Source organism: Mojavia sp., assembly GCF_059505145.1.
Genome location: NZ_JCACKA010000065.1, coordinates 1 through 22,519 on the forward strand (window position 1 = coordinate 1; position 22,519 = coordinate 22,519).

Below are 22,519 nucleotides of genomic sequence, written 5' to 3' on the forward strand. Positions count from 1 at the left end.
AATCCCCAATCCCCAATCCCCAATCCCCAATCCCCAATCCCCAATCCCCAATCCCTAATCCCCAGCCCAATTTCCGCTTATCATGACTTGTAGAAACGCGATCGCGGCATGGATAAAAGCAAATGCGATTAATTTTATACAGTAAACCAGGATGCCATTTATGTGAGGGTTTACAAGAAAAGCTCGAACAGATTCAAAATCTCAGTTTTGAGTTAGAAATTCGAGATATCACAACTCGTGAAGATTGGTTCTTAGCGTATCAGTACGAAGTGCCGGTTTTATATTTATCGAACCGCAGAGGCACAGAGGGGAAAACAAATGTAATCGAAGAACATTTGCCACGTCCTTCTCCTCGTGCTAGTGTGCAGCAGTTGGAGCAAATGCTGCGTAAGTATTTGTCCAAATAGAAAAAAATAATGCAGAATAAGCGCAAGAAATGCGTGTGACGAGGTTCACAAGATGAAACTGCGGGAATTACTAGCAGCGATAGACAGTGTAGAGCAATTGCCTAACCATCCTGCTTTAGAGGATGCGGAGGTAAAAGGCTTAAAGACGAATTCCCATGCTTGCGGTTTGGGAGATTTGTTTATTGGTATGCCCGGAACACGGGTAGATGGTGGAGAATTTTGGCAAAGTGCGATCGCATCGGGTGCTGTAGCAGCGATTGTCTCTCCTCAAGCTGTCGAGAAAAATCCTCCCACAACTGAGGCTGTTGTCATCAGTGCCAATAATATGACTAAAGCCTGTGCCCAAATAGCAGGTGCTTTTTACGGTTATCCCAGTCAAAAACTCAAACTGGTGGGTGTGACTGGTACTAATGGTAAAACTACAACTACTCACCTGATTGAATTTCTGTTGGATAAAGCAAGTCTACCAACGGCTTTAATGGGAACGCTGTACACTCGTTGGCCTGGTTTTGAGCAAATTGCTGTTCACACCACACCGTTTGCGGTGGAACTACAACAGCAGCTAGCAGAAGCTGTGAATGCTGGTTGCGAATTTGGGGTGATGGAGGTTAGTTCTCACGCTTTAGCCCAAGGTCGAGTGCTGGGTTGTGAGTTTGAGGTGGGGGTGTTTAGCAATCTCACCCAAGACCACCTAGACTATCACCGCGATATGGAAGATTATTTTGCGGCAAAAGCGTTGTTGTTTAGCCCAGATTATCTTAAAGGACGGGCGATCGTTAATGCTGATGACCCTTATGGGAAGCGATTAATTGCATCGTTGAATTCAGAACGGGTTTGGAGTTACAGTGTCACCGATGCCAATGCTGATTTGTGGATGAGTGACTTGAATTATGAGCCTAATGGTGTTGGCGGTATTTTGCATACACCAAAGGGTGATGTGGCTTTTCGTTCACCTTTAGTCGGTCAATATAATTTAGAAAATCTTTTGGCAGCGGTAGGGACAGTTTTACACTTAGGACTAGATTTGCAGTTAGTCGCAGCTGCTATCCCTGAGTTTCCTGGAGTTCCCGGACGGATGGAACGAGTGCAGATTGTTCCTCACCAAGATATCAGCGTCATTGTAGATTATGCCCACACACCAGACAGTTTAGAGAATTTACTCAAAGCTGCACGTCCGTTTATTCCTGGTAAGATGATTTGCGTGTTTGGTTGTGGTGGCGATCGCGATCGCACTAAGCGCCCAAAAATGGGTAAAATCGCCGCAGAATTAGCTGATGTGGCTGTCGTGACATCAGATAATCCTCGCACTGAAGACCCAGAAAAGATTCTGCAAGATATTTTGGCAGGAATCCCGTCAACAGCAAATCCGACAGTTATAGGCGATCGCTCATCTGCCATTCGTACTGCTATTTTACAAGCGCAACCAGGCGATGGAGTTTTACTTGCTGGTAAAGGTCACGAAGACTACCAAATTCTCGGTACTGAAAAAATCCATTTTGACGACCGAGAACACGCCAGAGAAGCTTTACAACAAAGACTGAAGATCCAAAGTTAATACCAAATTGCACTTATTAGCATTAGAAGAGACGCGAAGTATCGCGTCTTTTCTAGTGAACCAATAACCTAGATGAGAGTCTAAGGTTAAAAATAAATGAGAAACATAACATAATTGATTAATTATAAATTATTCAAGCCCAGATCCGCTTGTCACAGTTTATTTTAAATGATAAACTCCATTAGTTTTATATTTCATATTTCATATTTTATATTTCATCATTATTATTAATTTTTGTAGCTTTTGTGCAAACAATGTACACATTAGGATGAAAAGCAAAGACAGAGTTATTTCTTCCTTCATCCTTTTTAATTTTTTCTTGTTGTGCTTGACTCATGAATGAATCTCCTGTTCAGGATTTATCCGTTTATCAGCTGGCTTTGGGAATGCAAGCGCCTCCGCAAGCCATGCCTCTCAGTCCTGCTACCCTACTATCAATACTAAGGTCACAAATAGATTTATTAATTGAGCAGAAAATTGCAGCTACTTTATGGGTAAAGCTACCACCAGGAGAAATTTGGCGTTCAGAATTAGCGCGTTATCAGTCATCAGTAAATGCGTCTGTTGTCATCTATAACTGTCAAATTGAGGAAAGGAGGAAAGCAGACCAAACGAGCAGTAAATATTTTAGCCCATCAACTACTAGCCACAGCCTACAGTTACTACCAAATAAGCAACTGCAACGAGAATACTTTTTAATAATCTTGTCGCCACAGTTTTGCAGTTTAATTGTGGCTCATCGACCGCTTAAAAGACGCAAAACACAAATATTAAAGAGAATAAATACCAGTAAAAATCGGACTTTATTAGCTATAAATACTGTAGAAGGTAGAGTAATTCAGCAAGTCTTGGATGGCATCAAACAAGCAAAAACCTCAGAATCATCCTTGAGCCTACCAAATGATTTTATCTGCCCCGCTATGCCTGAACCTGTACTGATGAGTCAGCTATTAGTCAAACAACTCCAGCGACAGGATGAAATTAATCATCAAATCATGAATCAGCGCATCGCCAGGTTGCAGCGGCAAAATCAAAACTTGCACAGCAGAGAAAAACTTAAAGATGAATTCTTACGCAATGTGTGTCAGGAATTGCGTACTCCCCTCACCCACATGAAGACAGCGCTGTCGTTGTTAAATTCCTCAACTTTGAAACCTCCCCAACGGCAACGCTATTTACAAATGTTAAATATTCAATGCGATCGCCAGAATTCTTTAATCACCGGTTTGTTAGATCTGGTGCAGTTGGAGCATAGTTTACACGATATCACTTTGGAGTCAGTACGTCTTTCTGATATTGTCCCCGGAATAGTCAGTACCTACCAACCCATAGCACAAGAAAAAGGGATCATGTTAGCTTATACAGTACCTACTGAACTCCCACCTGTTTGGTGCGTCAGCGGTGGACTGAGGCTGATTGTGATTAATATGCTGCATAACAGCATTAAATTTACCCCTGATGGCGGACAAGTGTGGGTAAAAACCCGTGTACATGGCGACTATATCCAATTAGACTTCCGCGACACTGGCATTGGCATAGCCGAAACAGAGATTCCCAGAATTTTCGACAGCTTTTATCGTGTGCGTTCAGGCGCAACAGATGAATCTAGCGGGCCAGGATTAGGCTTAACGGTTGTACAGCAGTTACTATGGCGTTCTGGTGGTTTTATTACTGTAAAAAGTAAAGTTAATGAAGGTTCGGTTTTTACAATACATTTGCCAACTGTGCGTAATAAACCTAAAACTTAGATTAGATAACAAGAGTAACAATTGTGTCCTTTTATTAGCTTATTACCACTGTTTAGCACTAACTTCTAAAGGCAGGAAAATAGTCAACACTTCCCCGTATTCAGGACGCTGACGCACAATGAGTTTACCCCCAATCGCCTGAAACAAATGCTTAGTTGCAGCAATATTGAGACTAATCGTACCTGTTTCCGGCTGGAACATCAGCAATTGGCCAAGAGCTTTGCGAATTGGTGGTGTTGTCGGTGTGGCAGCTTTACTAGTATCTTTGCACTGAGGTTGAGGCGATAATTGTAACTTCAGTTGATCACCTGCCGGAATAACTTGAACTTGAATATGGCTACCAGCAGGTAAACTACGAGTAAAATTCTCAATCAAACCAGTCAGTACCCGGTCTAACATCGTGGGGTTACTCACTACCGTTGGTAGTTGTTGAGGTAAAACCACATCCAAAGTCAAGCTTCGTCTACTCGCCGCTTGTTGCCAACGGGGAATACTTTGCTGCAAAACTTGATCTAAAGACGTTGGTGTAAGTTGAGTGTGCGAAGATTTGACTGAAGCAGATGTTTCTAATTCTGCTGCTTTAAATAGTAACTCCATTCGATCAATTTGCTCGGTACACTCGTGGTCGATCACTTCTAAGCGACTGATTACATTAGCAGGTAAATCTTTTCGCTTCAGTAGTAAGCGAGTCATAGTGCGAATAGTAGTTAGAGGAGTGCGAACTTCGTGAGCAAAGGCCTGTAATAATTCCACATCAGGACGAGAAGATACCTTTGCTGATGAGGAAATAGAGGAATTGACACAAGGTAAAGTGGAGGGAGTTTGTGAAGTCGTCTCACTGTGTTCCCTAATTTCCTTATCTGCTTCTAACTCTGGTAATTCTTGAAGCAATAACTGACTAAACTGAATTACAGTCCGGTAATCTGGAGCTACTGGAGAATACTGCTGAACTAATGCATCCAAATCGGCGAAAAAATCGGGATTCGTCAGCATGACTCTCGCTCCCAGCGCACGCCACGCCTGTTGGACTACCTCTGGCTCAAATGAAAATAAAAATGTTTTTTGACCACTCTTGTGTTCTGCTAAAACTAAGACTAATCTAAACTTATCTGTAAAAACCAAGCAAAACTGCTCTGTCCCTAGCGGATCGGCAGCTAGTAAGGGCAATACTGACTCATGCGGAGCAGTTTCATATGTTGTTGCTATAGCTACAGGCATCTGAAATGGCATCAGTGCCAACGGGTTAAATGGCTTGGCCGTAAAAGTTACCGTTTGTAAGTTTTGAGTCAGTATAGGCTGACTAAACAAAGGTGCTGGTGCAGCTAAAACTAATCCTTGGGTTGTATCAGATGCCGCAGTTGCTAGAGTGTTGATGAGCAGCTGTTCTGTTGCTGCTAAACTAATGCGCCACTGCCACTCTGCTTTAGCTGGGGAACATTCAGCCACAGTTGATTGGCTTTGGGCTAAAACTTCCTTTAGGCTTGGTAATATCCATTCGTACACAGGTTTTCACCCCTAGATTCAAGAGCGACTAACAGCAACTGGGTAGACATTTCACTATATATATATGTACGAGGTTATAATCATTCGCTTACTGGCGACAGTCGTATAACCGAACAATATAAGCGCAATTTCCCCTGCTATTAGTTATTACTCCCTAATCAAAGGTAAGAGTCAACCAATTTTGGATTTTGGATTTTGGATTTGTTCCGTCCATGAGAAGCAGGGCATGAACCAAAAAAATCTAAAATTGGCTTTAAGCTCATCTCACCCCAGCCACGGAGTGGGATGAAAGCGGGCATAGGGAAAAGGGCATAGGGCATGGGAAAGAATCACCAATGCCCAATTCCCGATGCCCCAAGTCAAGGGGAAGATTCATTCTACTCCTTGAAGGAGTGGGCTTTATCGCCGACTTTCTGTAAGTGCTTTGTTTCAAGACGATGTAAAGAATAGTTGCTGTATTACCTAACCTTGTACTCGACAGTGGTAACTTCTTTAGCTTGATATATCTCAAGCCACTAAGGTTGTTTCAACTCAAATTAAGCTCAACTTGCTTGGCTTAAGCTGGGCTATAGGTTAATCAAATTAGTCAATTCTGTAAAAAGATTAAATATAAAACTGTGTTTGTAAATCACAAAGATGAGTTAATGCGTTTACCTGCATTCACAAGAGTAAGTATGTATCAAAAAATTACTATAGCTATTTTGAGCCTGATGTTTGCAGCGATGATGCCTAGCGTTGCTGCTGCTGAAACTTTGATGCAAAAAATTGCTAGGACAGGAGTGTTAAAGGCTGGTACGAGTAAAGATGCCCCTCCCTTTGCCTACTCTGACAAAGAAGGGAAGTTAAATGGTTATTCAGTAGATATGTTGACTCTGATTAAAGAGCAATTAGAAAAAGAACTAGGAAAAAAAATTCAACTGCAATTAATTGGACTTACTCCTGCACAGCGGATTCCTCAAATAGTCAACCAACAAGTTGATATTGTGTGTGACGCTACTAGCTTCACATGGGAGAGGGATAAAAAAGTAGATTTTTCTGTCAGCTATGCTGTCACCGGTACTCAATTATTGGTCAAGAGTGGAAGTAATTTAGGTTCTCCTGAATCTCTAATTGGTAAGCGGATTGGTGTGTTAGCACAAACCACAAATGAGCAGGCGATCGCACGGGCACAACCGAAAGCCAAATTAGTTTACTTTAAAACTAGGGCAGAAGGATATGCAGCCTTGGAAAAAGGCACTATTGACGCTTTTTCATCCGATAGCATTCTTTTAGAAGCGTGGCTGCAACAGCAAAAAAATCCAGATACTTTTGCAATCGTACCTGACCTTCCCTATTCAAGAGAGGGTATCGCTTGCATGGTTCCTGAGAATAACTCAAAATTCTTGGATACTGTCAACTATTCGCTCATCAAGTTTATGCAAGGGTTCGTCAACGGTAATAAACGTAATGTCGCTATTTTTGACCGTTGGTTTGGCCCTCAAGGTGCTGTGGTTCTAAATCGGGATTTACGAGATTTGGTAGTTGAAACCATGCAATTGGTCATCGAATTTCGAGAAGATATTCCCAAAAATGACCTGTAGAGAAGTTGTCTGGGAGCAGGGAGCAGGGGAAAAAATTAAGGAGCAATTATTTATATCAGCCATTTCGTGAAATGGTATTAGAGCGAAATTCTATTGTTCTAAAGTCTGTGAGTCCCAGGAAGTTATATCTCTTGAAACCCAAATTTTCAGTTTTTTGCATACTCCTTGACTTTTGCACTCTAAAATTCGAGTTCGGAACCCGGAGTTTTGACCTTTTTATTCGGTCTTTTGAGTTCGGAACTCGGAGTTTTGACCTTTTTACTCGGACGTTCGAGTTCGGAACTCGGAGTTTCGACCTTTTTACTCGGTCGTTTGAGTTGAGAACTCGGCGTTTCGACCTTTTTATTCGGTCTTTTGAGTTCGGAACTCGGAGTTTTGACCTTTTTACTCGGTCGTTCGAGTTCTGAGCCTCAAAGATGCACTTCAACGGTGCAATTACCGAGCTATTTTCTACAACGCCGCTTCTTTAAACTTGACTTTTTTAGATTTAGGGGCGAAACGTTGTCCCATTTACACGAACCGTATTGAGCAATAAGGGATACAACGTTTCAAATAATTCTACGTCCTTCCGCATCTCATCAAGGTCAAACGATCGCGGTAAAAAGCCTGGGTTCTGTGTGGTTACCTCTAATGCTTTACTGACAAAGGGCACACATTGTTTCCTACAGTTGTCTGATTAAATTACTGTTGTGCGATCGCCCAATACTGCTACTAATTTTTCAATATGTGCTGCTTGATGCGTTGCCATTACAGATATCCTAATTCGACTTGTGGGTACTGTTGGCGGACGAATCGCAGGGGCAAAAATACCAGCATCTCTTAAATACTTTCCTGCTTTTAGTGCCTCTGCTGCACTAGGCAATTGAAAACATAATATCGGTGACTCTGAAGGCAGTAATTTCAAATCAATTACATACTCTTGCATTAACTGTTTTAAATAATCTACGTTTCTCCACAGTTGGATGCGGCGTTGTGGTTCTTGTTGCACTATCTCGATTGCTGCTAATGCTGCGGCTGTGTCTGCGGGGGAAAGACCGGTAGTGTAAATCCAAGTTGGGGCGCGATTTCTTAAAAAGTCGATTAATGTTGCACTTCCCGCCACATATCCGCCTAAACTACCCAAAGCTTTACTCAAAGTGCCAATTTGAATTAGTGGCTTTCCTGTATAGCCAAAATATTCAACACATCCTGCGCCAGTTTCGCCCATGACTCCAGTAGCATGAGCTTCATCAACTAGCAGCATACAGCTAAATTCTTCAGCTAGATTCAACAGTGCAGGCAAAGGACATAAATCACCATCCATACTAAAGACGCTATCGGTGACGATGAGACAGCGGCGGTAATTTTGCCTTTCTTGCATCAAGTGGGTTTTTACAGCCGTAATATCATTGTGTGGATATTCAATTACAGCCGCACCACTGAGAATCGCCCCATTTTTGAGACTGGAGTGATTGTACTGGTCAGATAAGATTAAATCGCGCTTACCCATCAAAGCTGCGATCGCACCTAGATTTGCCAGATACCCAGAACTGAATATCAGCGCATCTTCTGTTTGTTTGAGAGATGCGATCGCCTCCTCTAATTTTCTATGTAATTCTCGATGTCCGCTCAGTAATCTTGAACCAGTGCTACCAGTGCCAAATTCTTCGGTAGCTGCAACCCCAGAAGAAATTAAACGCTCATCCCCTGCCAAGCCCAAATAGTCATTACTGGCAAAATTAATTACTTCTTGACCAGCTAAAATCACAGTTGCACCAGGGCGACCGTGAATTGTTTGTACTGACCGATACCAGTCTGCCCGATGAATAGTTGTCAAAGATTGTTCTATCCAAGCATAAGGATCGGTGGGCATACTCAGCACTCAGTACTCACTAATTAGCACTCAGCTTGGCTGCTGAGATGGGCGATCGCCTGTTTAATCCAATCCTCTACATAGGCGTCTTTCGGAAGTCCGATGTCTTCACTCACCACGTGTAAAGCATGGCTAACTTCATGGGCAGTATATCCTAAAGCAAAGAGTGTCATTTGCACTTCTTCGAGAATTCCTGGTGCTGGCCCGCCTGTAGCAACGAAGAACCCCGCTGATTTGCGCCACTCGATCAATTTGCTTTTGAGTTCCAAACAAATGCGTTCTGCGGTTTTCTTACCAACACCAGGAGCTTGAATTAAAATTTGGATATTGGCGGCGATAATTGCTTGGACTAAATCGGGTAATTCCAATGTGTCTAATAAGGTAATCGCTAAAGCCGCACCAATACCGCTAACAGTCAGCAAATGACGAAATAAATCTCTTTCTGCTGGCGAAGCAAAGCCATACAACAACGGTACTTCTTCACGAACTTGGTAATGGGTAAAAATCTGTACTACTCCTCCCGAATCTGGTAATTGTTGTGCCAGTCGTTGCGGAACTTGTAGATCATACCCAATACCATTGACCTCTAAAGTCAGAATCACGCGATTACTGCTAATCGTTTGGACACCAGCGACGATACCTTTTAGATAACTAATCATTCTAAGAATCCAAAATATTTTAATCCTTCGAGAATGCCACCTGCACAAAAATCTTGTGCTAGGTAACGGTAGTCAGCGGGATGCTCGTTGTGCCATTGAAGTAACTCTGGACGGGCATTCCCTACAATGATTCCCCGTTCGTTGCCTACAGCAAATAAAGCAATATCATTACCTGAATCACCACAAACAACAGTTTGCTCTGCTGCAAATTTCCACTTTTGACGTAGAAACTGCATTGCCTGACCTTTATCGCTGGTACGGGGTACAATGTCAAGGTCAATTCCGCTGCTGTAGATTAACTTTATATTTAAATTAGATTTTTGCAACTCTAACTCAAGTTGCGGTAGCATGTCACCTGCTGCGGCTTCTTTTAAGAAAAAACTTACTTTAAATGGACGCTGTTCTGAGTCTGGTTGCAAAGCTAACTCAGGGTAATTATTAGTAATAGATAATACAAGTTCTCGATCCCATCCAGGAGAGAGAATTTCTGACCATCCTGAGTCTGGTGTATCATTACCATCAAGATAAATTTCTGTACCTACAGAAAGTACAAGAGCATCTGGTTCGATCAGATTTTTTTCTATTTGCAATTCTCGGTAAAGCACAGGCGATCGCCCAGTAGCATAGACGATTTTAGTACCATATTCTTGGCGATGTTTCTGTAGGCGATCGTTTAAGTCTTTGAGTGCATTGTCATTGCCTACAAGAGTATGATCTAAATCAGTCACGAATAAAAAACTGTTCACGGCAACTCCTTTTGTTAGCTTTACCATCAAAAAGTGTATGCCGTTTTTGTACTTATCTCATCTACCTTTAATGCAGCAAGTTAAAAGGTTGAGTTGGCCTATAAAGTTATATCGTGTCCGGTGAAAGACTTATCATTAAGACCGCAGGGAGCAGGGGGAAAGAGTATTTCGCGGTTTTTGCACAGATGCGAGAATTATAACTAACTAGGCGGACATGATATTACAAGTAATTCTGGCACTTGGGGGAGGCTTAAAAAACCTAATTTTTCGTTCCGCACTAAAGATATTTATGCCCCTCTCGCCGTCGGAGAGAGGCTTAGAGAGGGTTCATCGAACTCACGTCCCTAATGAGCTACTTCTAAAGCAAAATTAACTGTATATGGTTCTTCAAGCGATTGCTGAGTACTAGCTTGGATGGCGTCGAGATAGCTACGCAAAGACAAAAGTTGTTGGGAATTAGGACGATAGGTGAGATTGCCTTGTTTTTCAAAAAGTGGTGCGGCTGCGATCGCCTGGTAGTCAGAATTTTCATGGGAACTCTGGGCAAGCCAGGTAGAATCTAGACTATTAGGTATCAAACCTGGAGGTAACTCACCTTCCAAGAAAGCCAGCAGGCGTTGCTGACAAGCACGGGTATTAATGCCACGTCCCTCGAATAACTGGATCACTTCGTCAAAGGATAGTGACCGATCTGGCAAAAGCCGCAGCAATTCTGTAAACAGGAAATAGTCTGTATACTGTTGTCTGGGTATTTCTAAAACCTGGGGATGCAAAGGCAACATGGCCAGGCCATAGGCAACCCGGCTACAATTTGGGGCACCGTTGTCGCCGAGATACGAATCTTGAATAATCTTGGCGTTGGGGAGTTTTTGCTTGAGCCAACGGTTGACTGTTTCAATAGAAGCTACTCCTCCAGTCAAGATAGCCTGATTAATTGCTTCTGTGGGTATGCCACGAGCTACCAACAACTTATTAAGTTCGCGGTTGAGGCGGCGCACAAACGGGACTAATACCTGGCTTTCCAAATCTCGCCGTTGCAATACCCACCGCTGATCGGCCAAGTCTAAGGTGAAAGAGTCTTGGTGTTGTAAAATCAACTTCAGGGCAAGTGCCGCATCTAGCACCGCCTGTCCCAGAAGAGAACTTTCTAGACGCTGCTGAAGGCGAACACGAGCAGTTATGTCTGGTTCTCCGACTCGCGGTAGTTCTAATTCTTCTAATCCCAAACTATGCCATTGCATCCGTTCTAAACCGGGAATAGCTGATTGCCAAAGCCAAGGGTTACTACTAGTTTTGCTATCACCTTGGATCTCAGCGCGTGATTGTCGGGATTTTGGCGGTAAAAGCAGTTGGCAGATAATATCCTGCTCGATTTCCTTGCCACCATAAGCAAAACTGTGGAGCATGAAATCATTATGTGTAAATTGCTGGAGATTTTCTGGCAAATCTACCAACGCCATTTCTGTTGCAGTTGCCCCAATATTGATGGCAAGAGTGTTACCCACCAGAGGATGTTCGCTGATTTTTGCAGGACGCAAACCCTGGCGAGCACTTAATTGTACGGGTTCACCGTTGGCAGCATCGAGTACACTCAGTAGACTAGCGATCGCTTCTTCTATAAAAAATACTTGCTGTGGATGTTGAATGACTTTGCTAGTCAGTAATGCTTCTCGCACATTAAAACGATATTGTTCTGACCAGCTAGATGGGCAAGTACAGATCACCCCAGCAATGTTATTGATAATACTACCGAAAGTTTTTTCGTTGAGACCAACAGCAGCAGCAGTTAAACCTTGAGTGGTACTATAGCGATCAGACTTGAGAGTTAACAGTAGTTTAGAGAGCGATCGTACAACCCAAATCAAAGGCCCCGCAGAAAATTCATTGAATTGCAGCACAGGTTCCCATTTTTGCTGTGCATTTTTGTAGGGAATAGCTATTTGTAAATAAGGCTTCAACTGCGCTGAGTAGAGAGTGTTTGTCAAATCTGGAGCCAACTTAGGCGATGTAGGTGTTGTAGCCAAATTGTCAGGCACTTTCTCCTGAGCGACAACTGCGGGTGCTGTTTGCTCAATAGCATCTGTATTGTCAGCCTCGCCATGAGGTATAGAAGCTGTAGGCAGATAAACCTCTGCGGGTAAACGAAACGATTGCTGAAAGGAATTTGTTCCTGCTTCGTTTTCTGCTGACCAGTAGATAGGATGCACAACAAAAGTAGAGCGATTCAAAAGTGCCGCAGAAATCCCTGTTGTACCCAAATCAATTCCTAGATACCAGACCGAATCAGCAAGGTTGAGAGCAGATTCTGTATTGTTTAGATTATGCGAAATAGCGGGTAAAGAACTTTCTGAATTGCCAGCTGTGACTTCTGTTTTTTTTTCAATTGCAGGACTAAAGTCTAACTCAGCTTCTAACTGAGGCAAAGAAGTAGAATTTAGCTGCGGCAGTTCCATGCTGGAGAAAGCAGCAGTAAGCATATTTTCTACAGTATGTTGCTTGGCGGGATATTCTATCTCCAGCGAAGAATCACTTTGTGTCTGTTTTTGATCACTAGATGAAGAATTTAGCAGCCCATCAAAGTTAGCTAAATCCTGATCTAAGAGATTTAATTGCTCCTCATCCAAGGAAATATCAAGCATGGTATTAGCCTGAGTTTCCGCTTGGGAAAGTAAATTTTCTTGTGGCGAGGCAGGTATGTAGTTATCTGTGGACTTTTCTTGCTCCTCATCGTTAATTATTACTTCAGATTTTGGAACAACATTTGTTACTGTCGAAGTTTTTACGACTTCCTTTGGGGATGAGGCTGCAAGTAACTGTTGGTCATCATCAAAATCAACTAATAAATCTGTCAGCGCTGTAATGGTATCAACATTGAGTAGCTGAGTATGGCTTTCCGTTACAGTAATTTCTTCTGACAGCAAGTTAGGAGGTAAGGTTGAATCGCTTACTTCCTCAACTAATGAACCTTCCCATAGCTCTGATGCTAAGTCTGATGTTGAGTGTGTGGATTGTTCTGGTGTATCTTGGATTGCATCAACAAGGCTTAGGTTTGGTTGTTCAGACCAAAGTGAGTTTTCAACAACAGAATCACTAACTTGCAATTGATTAGTTGGGGATACTGGCGGCGAAAAAGCTGTGTCCTGTAGAGATAATTGATTGTTGAAATCCTGCGTCGGTTCTATTTCAACAACAGGGTTAGTACCGAACAAACTAGCATAAAGTTGGTCTACTTCATCTAATTGTGAACTGTCTGGTTGTAATCTAGTTGTGTTTGCAGCAGTGGCAGTTTCCGAAGCGTGCGGCGCATCTTCGAGCAGCTGTAAAATTGCTGCTTCTAAATCTTCTGTAGCAGCCGCATCTTCTTTTTGCGGTTGTATAAATTCAAATGATGGCTTGTCTACTAAATTAGTGATACTGTCTGCTCTAGCTGCTGATGTTTGTGAAGGCGATACAGTTTGATTATCTACCCCAAACAAAGATAATTGAGGATTAGGAAGTGGTTGCTGCAAATACTTAGCCAAATTATTGACAAAGCTTGCCATTAATTGTTCGCCTTGCACTCCTTGACTGTGCATCCTTGCGAGTGCTTGCGATAGAGATTCATTATAAGTATTAATATTACGCTGTAGTCCCTCAAAGACAACATTGACAGTTCCATCTAACGACAGTAAGCGTCGATCCAAATCTCTGGCTAGCCGTGTTAACAGCTCCATCTGCTGATCTGATGATTCTCCCAAAGGTGGCTCTATAGAGCTGATAGCATCTAGGTCTGTTTTATTACTCGTTGTTGAGGAACTAGGATGATTTGCCAAATGTGCTAAATGTGAGCTTAACGTTGGCGTTAGGCGATTTACTAACACCTGCAAAAATTCATTAATCACCTGCTCTTGGTTCGCCAACTGCTGGCTTAGGGAATAGTTCTGTAGTCGCCTTTGTTCTAGCTGCCTAATTTCTTGCACAAGAGTTGACCGTTCTTGCAGTAATGCTGCTAATTCCGCTTGTAACGGCTGTAACAAAGCTGAGAATTCACTATTTAATTTTTGAGGCACAACATTATTCTGCTCTTCGCTTGGCTGCTTGTGTTGTGCTAAAGACTGGTGATTATTTTGATCAACAAATTTTGCCACTAAAGGCGATAACTGTGTTTGTCCAGAAAATTTGTTGGAAGCATCTGGCTGTGAGTTTTCACTTTCTCCTAGTCTGGAGAGAAAGTCACGAATTCTTTCTAAAACCTCTCTTGGCTCCTGCGCCTGACTAGACAAAAGCCGAGACAGGCGCTTGCCGTTATTGGCAAGTAAGTTGTCAATGTCTGCAATCAGTCTTTGAATTTCATCTGCGCGGGAAGTCACTTTTAATTACCTTATGTAGAACTTTACGTCAACTAGTGTGAAAATTAATTTACAATTACTGAAGTTTCAAGGGTTGGTTTTTCCAATCGGACTTGGAAGTGAAATTATATTTATGTTATGGATTGTTAGGAATTATGGTTTATGTACTCAGTACTATTGAACAGACAATTAATGTTATAGCTTCTCAGACTTCATAGCATAAAAAATAGAAAAAAATACAACAGCTAAACAAACTACCTTTGGTGGATGATTACTTTGTATCGATACAAACAAGCAACGTCTGTAGCAAACAACTATTTATACTGAGTTGTATCTGACTGAAATCGGCTAAAAATTTGGCCTTAGCAAAAATTAACTACCTTGAGTATGATTAATATTGTGTACCTATTATGTTCTTAAATTCTTAAGTAATCATGTTTGCAGTCAGGCTTGCCCTGAAAGAAGACCACCCAGAGTCATCAACTGCTTTATGTAAAACTGTTATTAGGTTTAAACCCATAGATAAAGATTGCTGAGAAAAAATGCTCTGATCGTTTTCTTGTGTAACATAGTTTAGTTTTATTTTTGTAGGGGGCTGTACTTTGTTCGCTTAGGCTTAAGGTAGCTCTCTTGTTTGTTGTGTATCCAGTAGCTGTAATAACTATGTAATTAAAATGTCGTAATGGAAGACCGATTTAGCCTGCACACACCAGCCAATCCCTGGATGATCTCGGCTCCCTTTTTTCAAGGGTTGCCAGAAGTAGTTGTGGAACTAGCCCTCACCCATCTTGTTACCCGCACTCACCCAGCTAATCAAGTGATTTTACTCGAAAATGACTGGGGTGGTTCTGTATATTTTATTGTGGATGGATGGGTGAAAATTCGCACCTACAATCTAGAAGGTAAGGAGGTGACGCTAAATATTCTTGGCAAAGGGGAATTATTTGGTGAAATGGCGGCGCTAGATGAAGTACCTCGCTCTACCGATGTAATTACGCTGACTCCCACGATGATTGGCAGTATGCCGTCTCAGGATTTCGTTAAGTTACTTCAGACTGAACCTCTAGCAGGAATGCGATTGGCACAATTAATGGCGCGGCGCTTGCGACAAGTGAATCGAAGATTGCGTTTGCGAGAATCTGATAGTCAATCGCGGGTAGCGGATACCTTGTTGTTTTTAGCAGAAGGACAGGGAAAAAAGGGGCAGACAGGAACTGAAATTCCCAATTTACCACATCGTGAATTGAGCAGTTTGAGTGGATTGGCGCGGGAAACAGTTACACGAGTATTGACAAGGTTAGAAAAAAAAGGGTTGATTAAACGGGATCAGGACATTATTTGTATTCCCGATTTGTCAGCTTTAGAAAGAATGATAGTTTAATAACTTGTCAAATATGAGTATGTTAGATTCTCTACCAGATGAGCCAGAAGCTGGCTCATCTTCTGAATCTCAAACCACCCGCAATCAATTAGATAAACCAGAAAAGCTTACACAACCCCAACTGAAAGCTGATGCGCCCTTGAGGATGGTGGAAACCGCATTTTTAGCCAGTACTGCTAGCCTGATTTGGTTTATTAATTTTTACTTTCCGTTAGGGCCAGTTTTACGGATATTTTTTCCAGTACCGATCGCTCTAGTCTATCTTCGCTGGGGTAAACGAGCTGCTTGGATGGCAGCAGTTACATCTGGCTTACTACTAGCGGTGCTGATGGGGCCAGTCCGCAGTCTGCTATTTGTTATGCCCTATGCTTTTATGGGCGTGCTATTGGGAGCAACATGGAATCGTCGTGTTCGCTGGATAGTTTCTATTACTTTGGGTATGCTACTGGGCACTTTGGGAGCTTTTTTTCGCGTATGGTTACTATCTGTGTTGTCGGGTGAGGATCTTTGGATCTATGTAATCAATCAAGTAACAGATTTAATTGAGTGGTTATTCTTGAAGCTGGGATTATTAGCAAGTCCTAGTGTATTTTGGATTCAAGTTGGAGCGATCGCCTTGATTATGTTCAATAACTTGATCTATTTGTTTATAGTCCACCTGGCCGCATGGCTACTGTTGGATCGCTTAGGAAATCCTATCCCTCGTCCGCCACGTTGGGTACAAGTATTAATGGATTATGACAGTTAGTCAGTGGTCATTTTTTATGGGTCAGTTGCAAAAAAATACAACTGACTAATGACAACTGGCAACTGGCAACTGACAAAGAAGTTATGATTCGTATTTATACTCAAATAGCACAAGGTGAAGAATGGATATCTAAGTATCGCGGTCGCCTACCTGTGTTTGCCTGTGTATTAGGATTTACTGAAACTGGTTTGATTCCGGGGATTTCAGCAGCTGGACGGACTCCAGAAGACCGAAAGTATACTGCTTGTGCTGATGCTGAGTTTTTATACTACGGGCCAGAACATCAACCCCAATATTCTTTACCACCTCTAGCGGCGGGAGCATCACCTGTGTTGATTTCCCGTGCTGTGGTTGAAGCACTAAAGATTCCAGTTTATTTGTTTAATGCTGGGTTACCTCAGCCTCCAGCTGTACCAATAATTGATTTGGGTGGTCTTCCAGCTAGGTGTTTAAGTAGTGGTGATGCTATGAAATTGGCAACAGTACACCACTTGTTAGAACAAGGGCTAATTTGGGGTGAGCGACTTTCTGCCAAAAACCAAAAAAGGTATCTCATTTTAAGTGAGTGCGTTGTCGGCGGAACTACCACTGCCTTGGGAATTTTAACTGGCATGGGGATACAAGCACAGGGGAAAGTTAACAGTAGCCATCCTATTTGTAACCACGCGCAAAAGTGGGCGTTGGTACAAGCTGGGTTGCAACTGGCATTTCCTGGTGGTGAATCTCAACTCTTTGGTGCTGGTATAATTGACCCTCTAAAACTGGTTGCAGCAGTGGGCGATCCGATGCAAGTAGTGGTAGCGGGAATGGCGATGGCAGCTAGTCGCAATTGTGGTGTTCTGCTGGCTGGTGGGACGCAAATGCTGGCGGTTTATGCCCTAATCAATGCGATCGCTCAAGCTTACGCCTTAGCTTGGCAACCAGAAGAAGTGGTCGTAGGTACAACTCGTTGGGTAGCCGAAGATTCTACTGGAGGTACGGTTGAATTAGCCCTGAGTTTAGGTAAAAGCAAAAAAAATAAGGACGAGGTAATCCCGCCCTTATTAGCCACTCAGCTGAGTTTTATTGATTCTCGTTATCCCCAACTCCAAGCTTACGAGCAGGGCTTTGTTAAAGAAGGCATGGGCGCTGGTGGAGCTGCGATCGCTGCCCATCTTAATCTAGATTGGCAACAACACCAACTTTTAGAAGCCATTGAAAAACAACTTGAGCGATTGAGCCGATTCAATAACTGATAACGGATGCCAAAAGTTACAAATTTCCAGGAAATATCTGGGTCTAATGATTAATTTAGTGAATTCTCTCCCGCAGTAATTGTTCTTCTAAGGCTGCAATGCGGTTGTATGCTGCTGTTAATTGCGCTGTCAGCCGTTGAATTTGAATTTCTGGTGTTAAGCTTTTTTCTCCACTTTGACGATTCATATCTGTATAAATGCCATCTGCCAATACATCCTTATGTTCCATTTCGGGATTTAAATTTAGATTTCCTCTGAAATGGTAGTGTATGGCTTCGCTATTTTCGGAATAACTATCTTTTGCTTGTGTTTTAGCTAAAGAACACTCTGACAAAGTTTGAGACACTTTACTGTCAAGATCCTCAATTACCTGGCAGAGGGCATCCAGTTTATGGCTCAAAGTCAGGATCTGCTTTTGTAATGGCTCCATTTAATACCCTAGTCCGCATATTTTCTCTATGTTATTCAATTTACTGGCGACCTTAAATATACTTATGAATTATTTAATTTTTCCCATAGATTGTGGAAATCTGATACTAAAGTCTGAATTTATAAATATAACTAAATATTTTTATTAGTAAAAATTGTCCGTATTGTTGAAAAATATTAACTGCGTCTAGAATAATGACAAATATCTCGCTAAAAGAGCTAATATTACCGCTTTTGTTCATAATATTCATAAATGATAATCTTTCATCATGATAGTTACAGTGCTTTTAATTTAGCTCTACATAGCTTTGATTTAGAGCATTAAGATAATCGACTATTTATTACAAAACCTTGACAACTAGCGGAAATAAGTATTCTTAAGTTGACATAAAGCTTAAAAAAGGTAGCTATTTTAGGATTCTGTTACTGTTTACACACAAAGAGAAATAACAGAAAGAATTAATAATTGGATAATCGGGTTCATCAGGCAAAATCTGGCAGCTAACTTCTCATAAAAGCAATCACAACAAACTAAAAAAAGACAATATTATTGCTATATACATCTACCGTAAGTGGGATAAAAGTGTATTTGGCGAACTCATCAGTTACCTGCCAAGATAGAGATAATTTTGAATTTACACACTCTTTATTCCTGAAGCCCCTGGTATCTCTCTGCTTCAGTTAGGTATAATCCAAAATCCGAAATATAATCAAAATCGATGGATCGACGGTCTTTTTTGCTAGGTACAAGCACACTGGTACTTTCACAACTACTGATTGGGTGTAATGGAAACAACCAAACGAGCCTTAAAGTGCAATTATTGAGAGGTTCTATACCTGCTCAGGTAGTTGAGCAGTTTCAAAAAGTTTTGCAGCGAAACGTACAGTTAAAGTTTGCCCCTGTCGAGCAAATACAAGATTTATTTAAACAATTGCAAAGTTGGCAGCAGCAACCAAAAACTAGTGATCAGCAAGGATGGAGTCGCTTTATCCCATTTAGACAAGACCCAAAAACGCCTGTAGCTGATCTAGTGACGTTAGGAGATTACTGGTTAAAAGCAGCAATTGAGCAGAAACTGATTCAACCACTCGAACAAAGTCAGCTAAAACAGTGGTCGGCTTTGGATGAAAAGTGGAAGAATCTGGTAACGCGCAACGAGCAAGGTAATCCTGATTCTCAAGGACAAATTTGGGCTGCTCCTTACCGCTGGGGTAGTACAGTAATTGTTTATAACCGTAACAAATTTCGAGAATTGGGATGGACGCCGAAGGATTGGGGCGATTTGTGGCGAGATGAGGTGCGATCGCGCATTTCTTTGCTCAATCAACCACGAGAAGTAATTGGTTTAGTCTTAAAAAAATTAGGAAAATCTTACAATACAGAGAATCTTGACCAACTACCAGATCTGGAAAAAGAACTACGCACATTAAACCAACAGGTGAAGTTCTACGGTTCCAGTACTTACCTGGAACCTTTAATTACTGGGGACACTTGGCTAGCAGTGGGTTGGTCTGAGGATGTAGTACCAGTACTGGCGCGTTATCCGCAACTTGCCGTAGTTATTCCCCAGTCAGGAACAGCAATATGGGCAGACTTATGGGTACGTCCCGCGGGTATTGGTAAAGATACATTATTTTATCAATGGATTGATTTTTGTTGGCAAACAGCGATCGCTAAACAAATTGCTATTTTGACTAAAAGTAATTCGCCAATTTCTACAAATATTGTTGCATCTGAAATTCAGGAAGCATTAAAAAACCTATTATTGAATAATCGTGAAGTTTTCGACAAAAGCGAATTTTTACTTCCCTTATCCCCATCAGCAACCAAGCAGTATGAGTCTTTGTTTGGCAAAATCAAACAAGCATGAATTATCAAGGATGTACACACCATCCAGGCAGCTTATACCGAGTTGCATTCAAAGATACTAAATTAGGGCAGCAGAGGAGCAGGAAGAGAAGTTGCCAGGAGGGTTTCCCTCCAAGCAAACTTCGGGGAGCAGAGGTGAGGAAATCCAAATCTGTCTGATCGCAACATAAGTAGGTCGATGTTAAAAATTGTCGTTATGACAAGGCAGGAGGCAGAGGGCAGAAGGCAAAAGGGAAGAGGGTTTTAGGTAACTTTACTTTTCGTTACATACTTCGGTTTATTTGCACCGTTCTACTTAGTATTACCCTAACCCAGAATGAGATTTGATCATAATTACTAATTCGTAATTCGTAATTAAAGATGGGTTAGAGAAAGCAACCTAATGACGGCCGTGCATTTCTTTTGGGGTAACAGTCCCCTTTTGAAACTTAATTACGAATTATCAATTGCGACCAGGAATTAGGCAAAAATAACGTAATTGTGTCATTGTGACCGTAGGGAAGCAATCACAAAGCCTTGTTTTTGGTTGCGAATGCGTAAGTCCTCACGGATTAAGAATTTCTAAAACTTTATCCCTTACTCTTTTTAGAAAGAGCGCCGCCAACCTAGCTTGTTTTGAGCATTCATCTGGATACTGCATGAAGCCGGAAAGGTACTAAAGTTACACGTGTAAGCTGCTAGAAGTTCTTGCTGATAATTAAACACTCGAACATTATAGTTGTCCCTGCGGGCAGCAGTACCCAAGCGATTAACAAAATCGTAGCGCTCTAGATAATCTAGTAAGCTCCAAAGTTGCTGATTGACTATTAAGTCTACTCGCGCAGGTTCCTTGTCAGTAGTTGGATATGCTATCCAGTTATCCAACAGCTTGTCCTCGGCGCTTTCTTGCGGCCACCATAATCTAGGAATGGTCAATTTTCCTGGGTTAACGGTGCTAGCTGTAATTACAGAGCCTTTTGGCTTTTTCAACAAGCTTAGTTCCAAAGGTGCATTAGAAGGCAGTGGAGCAGAGGTAGTTTCCGCTATTGCAGCTCGAATTGAGACCAGGGAAATCGTAGTCAGACTGATAGTTACTAGTCGGAGCAATGTCTTACAATAAGGTACTTTGTATCTAGTCATAACTTGTACTAATTTGAACTATAGATTTATAGCGATCCGCTACTAGGTGTAATACATCAAAGAATTATCTAACTACAGAAAATAAAGTTAAAAATTCGTAATTGACTTGCAGACGCAGACTGTTACTCTATCTGAAACTGAGCGGTCTTCGTTAAATAGCCCCTCAGATTTAAAGTCTGAGGCTAAACAAACACAGCCTGCCTTTCCTTCGGAACGCTACGCGTAAGCGAAGCTATGCCGAAGGCTTTATGTAGGCTCAATATAATCCACGCAGGTGAATTTGGTTTTTATAGCCGCGATTTCTAATCGCCAGGTGTTTCTTCAAAAAGTGGATGCTCCCGCTTTTTCTAACCCGTCTTTAATTACGAATTACGAGTTACCAATTAATAATTACGATGATTTATTATCCAACTAATTAATTATGAGCTTTGCTGTTTAGTCTTCATTAGCAAAATCTAAACTTTGATAGCCAGGATACGAATTCGTCGGTAGTCTGCTGTCCATGTTCCCTCTTGATACAGAGTCGGCTTCAGTTCGTCTTCTACTTGACGAATTACTTTTATTTGCTGCTCAACAGTCATTCCTACTAGAAAAGCGCTGGCAAACATCTGAATCCAGTTGGCTATGCCTGCTTCTTTCTCTACTAGGAGAGTTGGACGATCAAACAGGGTGGCATAAATAACATCAAAGCCTTGCTGTTCCAGTAGGGTAACATATTGACTAATGCTGGGGAAATACCATGGATTCAGTGTTTGTGGTTCAAAAATACCGACGGACTTCATAGCAGTGCATAAAGCTTTAACGATCGCTTGTACATTTCCCTTACCACCAAATTCTGCGACAAAACGCCCCCCTGGTTTGAGCGCTTGATGTATGCAGGCGATCGCTTCATCTGCTTCTTTAATCCAATGGAGTACAGCGTTGGAAAACACTGCATCCAATGGCTGTTTTACTTGAAAGTTTCTGGCATCAGCAACATCAAAATGAATATGGGGATAGTTTTGTCTAGCCTTCTCAATCATTGTGGCGGCGCTATCAATTCCTATTACCTCAGCCTCCGTTTGGGCAATTTTTTCTGTTAGTTGCCCAGTACCACAGCCAAGATCCAAAATTAATTCCCCTGGTTTGGGATTGAGTAATTGCAGCAAGTCTTCGCCATACTGCCACACGAAGGCGTGTTTATCTTCATACAAAGTACTATCCCAATTATGCTTGGGTATCGAAATACTATTCATAAGCAGTGAAATTACATAGTGTTGGCTCGCCAGTCCTCAACCATAAGTTTTAAGTTGATGAACGCCTAATCATTAAGGTAAAAGAGATTTATATTCATGTCCAATATATTTTTATGCTGTAACT

The 22,519-nt window shown here is 41.8% G+C and carries 18 protein-coding genes; 8 read left to right on the forward strand and 10 right to left on the reverse strand.

The genetic code is table 11. From position 1 onward, the window contains the following. Nucleotides 1-122 precede the first annotated feature (122 nt). On the forward strand, nt 123-407 hold the full coding sequence (locus tag AC5JL8_RS14990; protein ID WP_495880582.1) for a glutaredoxin family protein: 285 nt from the start codon (nt 123-125) through the stop codon (nt 405-407). A gap of 52 nt (nt 408-459) precedes the next feature. After that, nucleotides 460-1,962 (forward strand): UDP-N-acetylmuramoyl-L-alanyl-D-glutamate--2,6-diaminopimelate ligase, encoded by a 1,503-nt coding sequence (locus tag AC5JL8_RS14995; protein WP_495880583.1) that lies wholly within the window; start codon nt 460-462, stop codon nt 1,960-1,962. Between the two features lie 208 nt (nt 1,963-2,170). On the opposite strand, the gene AC5JL8_RS15000 is transcribed toward AC5JL8_RS14995, so the two are convergent. Beyond that, nucleotides 2,171-2,299: a hypothetical protein gene (locus tag AC5JL8_RS15000; RefSeq protein WP_495880584.1), complete on the reverse strand. Its 129-nt coding sequence runs from the start codon at nt 2,297-2,299 to the stop codon at nt 2,171-2,173. Here AC5JL8_RS15000 and AC5JL8_RS15005 point away from each other — a divergent pair. Continuing rightward, complete coding sequence (locus AC5JL8_RS15005; protein WP_495880585.1) at nt 2,298-3,710, forward strand: DICT sensory domain-containing protein; 1,413 nt, start codon at nt 2,298-2,300, stop codon at nt 3,708-3,710. The genes AC5JL8_RS15000 and AC5JL8_RS15005 overlap by 2 nt on opposite strands. Nucleotides 3,711-3,752: 42 nt before the next feature. Here AC5JL8_RS15005 and AC5JL8_RS15010 read toward each other — a convergent pair whose 3' ends face one another. Then, entirely contained in the window at nt 3,753-5,213 is a 1,461-nt protein-coding gene (locus AC5JL8_RS15010; RefSeq protein ID WP_495880586.1) for a sensor histidine kinase, read from the reverse strand. 674 nt (nt 5,214-5,887) lie between these two features. Here AC5JL8_RS15010 and AC5JL8_RS15015 point away from each other — a divergent pair. Beyond that, complete coding sequence (locus AC5JL8_RS15015) at nt 5,888-6,793, forward strand: amino acid ABC transporter substrate-binding protein (protein ID WP_495880678.1); 906 nt, start codon at nt 5,888-5,890, stop codon at nt 6,791-6,793. Between the two features lie 487 nt (nt 6,794-7,280). Here AC5JL8_RS15015 and AC5JL8_RS15020 read toward each other — a convergent pair whose 3' ends face one another. The 5 genes from AC5JL8_RS15020 to AC5JL8_RS15040 all read right to left on the reverse strand — a co-directional run bounded on the left by AC5JL8_RS15020 (nt 7,281) and on the right by AC5JL8_RS15040 (nt 14,399). Then, a complete protein-coding gene (locus tag AC5JL8_RS15020; protein ID WP_495880688.1) occupies nt 7,281-7,445 on the reverse strand; it encodes a hypothetical protein in 165 nt (54 codons plus the stop codon). 24 nt (nt 7,446-7,469) lie between these two features. Next, nucleotides 7,470-8,645: an 8-amino-7-oxononanoate synthase gene (bioF, locus tag AC5JL8_RS15025; protein ID WP_495880587.1), complete on the reverse strand. Its 1,176-nt coding sequence runs from the start codon at nt 8,643-8,645 to the stop codon at nt 7,470-7,472. Between the two features lie 23 nt (nt 8,646-8,668). Continuing rightward, entirely contained in the window at nt 8,669-9,304 is a 636-nt protein-coding gene (ruvA, locus tag AC5JL8_RS15030; RefSeq protein ID WP_495880588.1) for a Holliday junction branch migration protein RuvA, read from the reverse strand. Further along, a complete protein-coding gene (locus AC5JL8_RS15035) occupies nt 9,301-10,050 on the reverse strand; it encodes a sucrose-phosphate phosphatase (protein WP_495880589.1) in 750 nt (249 codons plus the stop codon). The genes ruvA and AC5JL8_RS15035 overlap by 4 nt, the downstream gene beginning before the upstream one ends. Nucleotides 10,051-10,394: 344 nt before the next feature. Next, on the reverse strand, nt 10,395-14,399 hold the full coding sequence (locus AC5JL8_RS15040) for a hypothetical protein (protein WP_495880590.1): 4,005 nt from the start codon (nt 14,397-14,399) through the stop codon (nt 10,395-10,397). A gap of 661 nt (nt 14,400-15,060) precedes the next feature. On the opposite strand from AC5JL8_RS15040, the gene AC5JL8_RS15045 reads away from it, so the two are divergent. The 3 genes from AC5JL8_RS15045 to cobT all read left to right on the forward strand — a co-directional run bounded on the left by AC5JL8_RS15045 (nt 15,061) and on the right by cobT (nt 17,742). Next, nucleotides 15,061-15,759 carry a Crp/Fnr family transcriptional regulator gene (locus AC5JL8_RS15045; protein WP_495880591.1) on the forward strand — a complete coding sequence of 233 codons (699 nt, stop codon included), beginning with the start codon at nt 15,061-15,063 and terminating at the stop codon, nt 15,757-15,759. 13 nt (nt 15,760-15,772) lie between these two features. Beyond that, a complete protein-coding gene (locus AC5JL8_RS15050; RefSeq protein ID WP_495880592.1) occupies nt 15,773-16,507 on the forward strand; it encodes a DUF2232 domain-containing protein in 735 nt (244 codons plus the stop codon). Between the two features lie 83 nt (nt 16,508-16,590). Then, a complete protein-coding gene (gene cobT, locus AC5JL8_RS15055; protein WP_495880593.1) occupies nt 16,591-17,742 on the forward strand; it encodes a nicotinate mononucleotide-dependent phosphoribosyltransferase CobT in 1,152 nt (383 codons plus the stop codon). A gap of 55 nt (nt 17,743-17,797) precedes the next feature. Here cobT and AC5JL8_RS15060 read toward each other — a convergent pair whose 3' ends face one another. Beyond that, on the reverse strand, nt 17,798-18,172 hold the full coding sequence (locus tag AC5JL8_RS15060; protein WP_495880594.1) for a hypothetical protein: 375 nt from the start codon (nt 18,170-18,172) through the stop codon (nt 17,798-17,800). Nucleotides 18,173-18,890: 718 nt separating this feature from the next. Between AC5JL8_RS15060 and AC5JL8_RS15065 the strand changes: the two genes are divergently transcribed. Further along, complete coding sequence (locus AC5JL8_RS15065) at nt 18,891-20,042, forward strand: extracellular solute-binding protein (protein ID WP_495880595.1); 1,152 nt, start codon at nt 18,891-18,893, stop codon at nt 20,040-20,042. A 584-nt stretch (nt 20,043-20,626) separates the two neighbouring features. On the opposite strand, the gene AC5JL8_RS15070 is transcribed toward AC5JL8_RS15065, so the two are convergent. Next, nucleotides 20,627-21,160, reverse strand: a complete 534-nt coding sequence (locus tag AC5JL8_RS15070; protein WP_495880596.1) for a hypothetical protein — start codon at nt 21,158-21,160, stop codon at nt 20,627-20,629. Nucleotides 21,161-21,615: 455 nt separating this feature from the next. Then, nucleotides 21,616-22,395 carry a class I SAM-dependent methyltransferase gene (locus AC5JL8_RS15075; protein ID WP_495880597.1) on the reverse strand — a complete coding sequence of 260 codons (780 nt, stop codon included), beginning with the start codon at nt 22,393-22,395 and terminating at the stop codon, nt 21,616-21,618. Between the last annotated feature and the right edge of the window lie 124 nt (nt 22,396-22,519).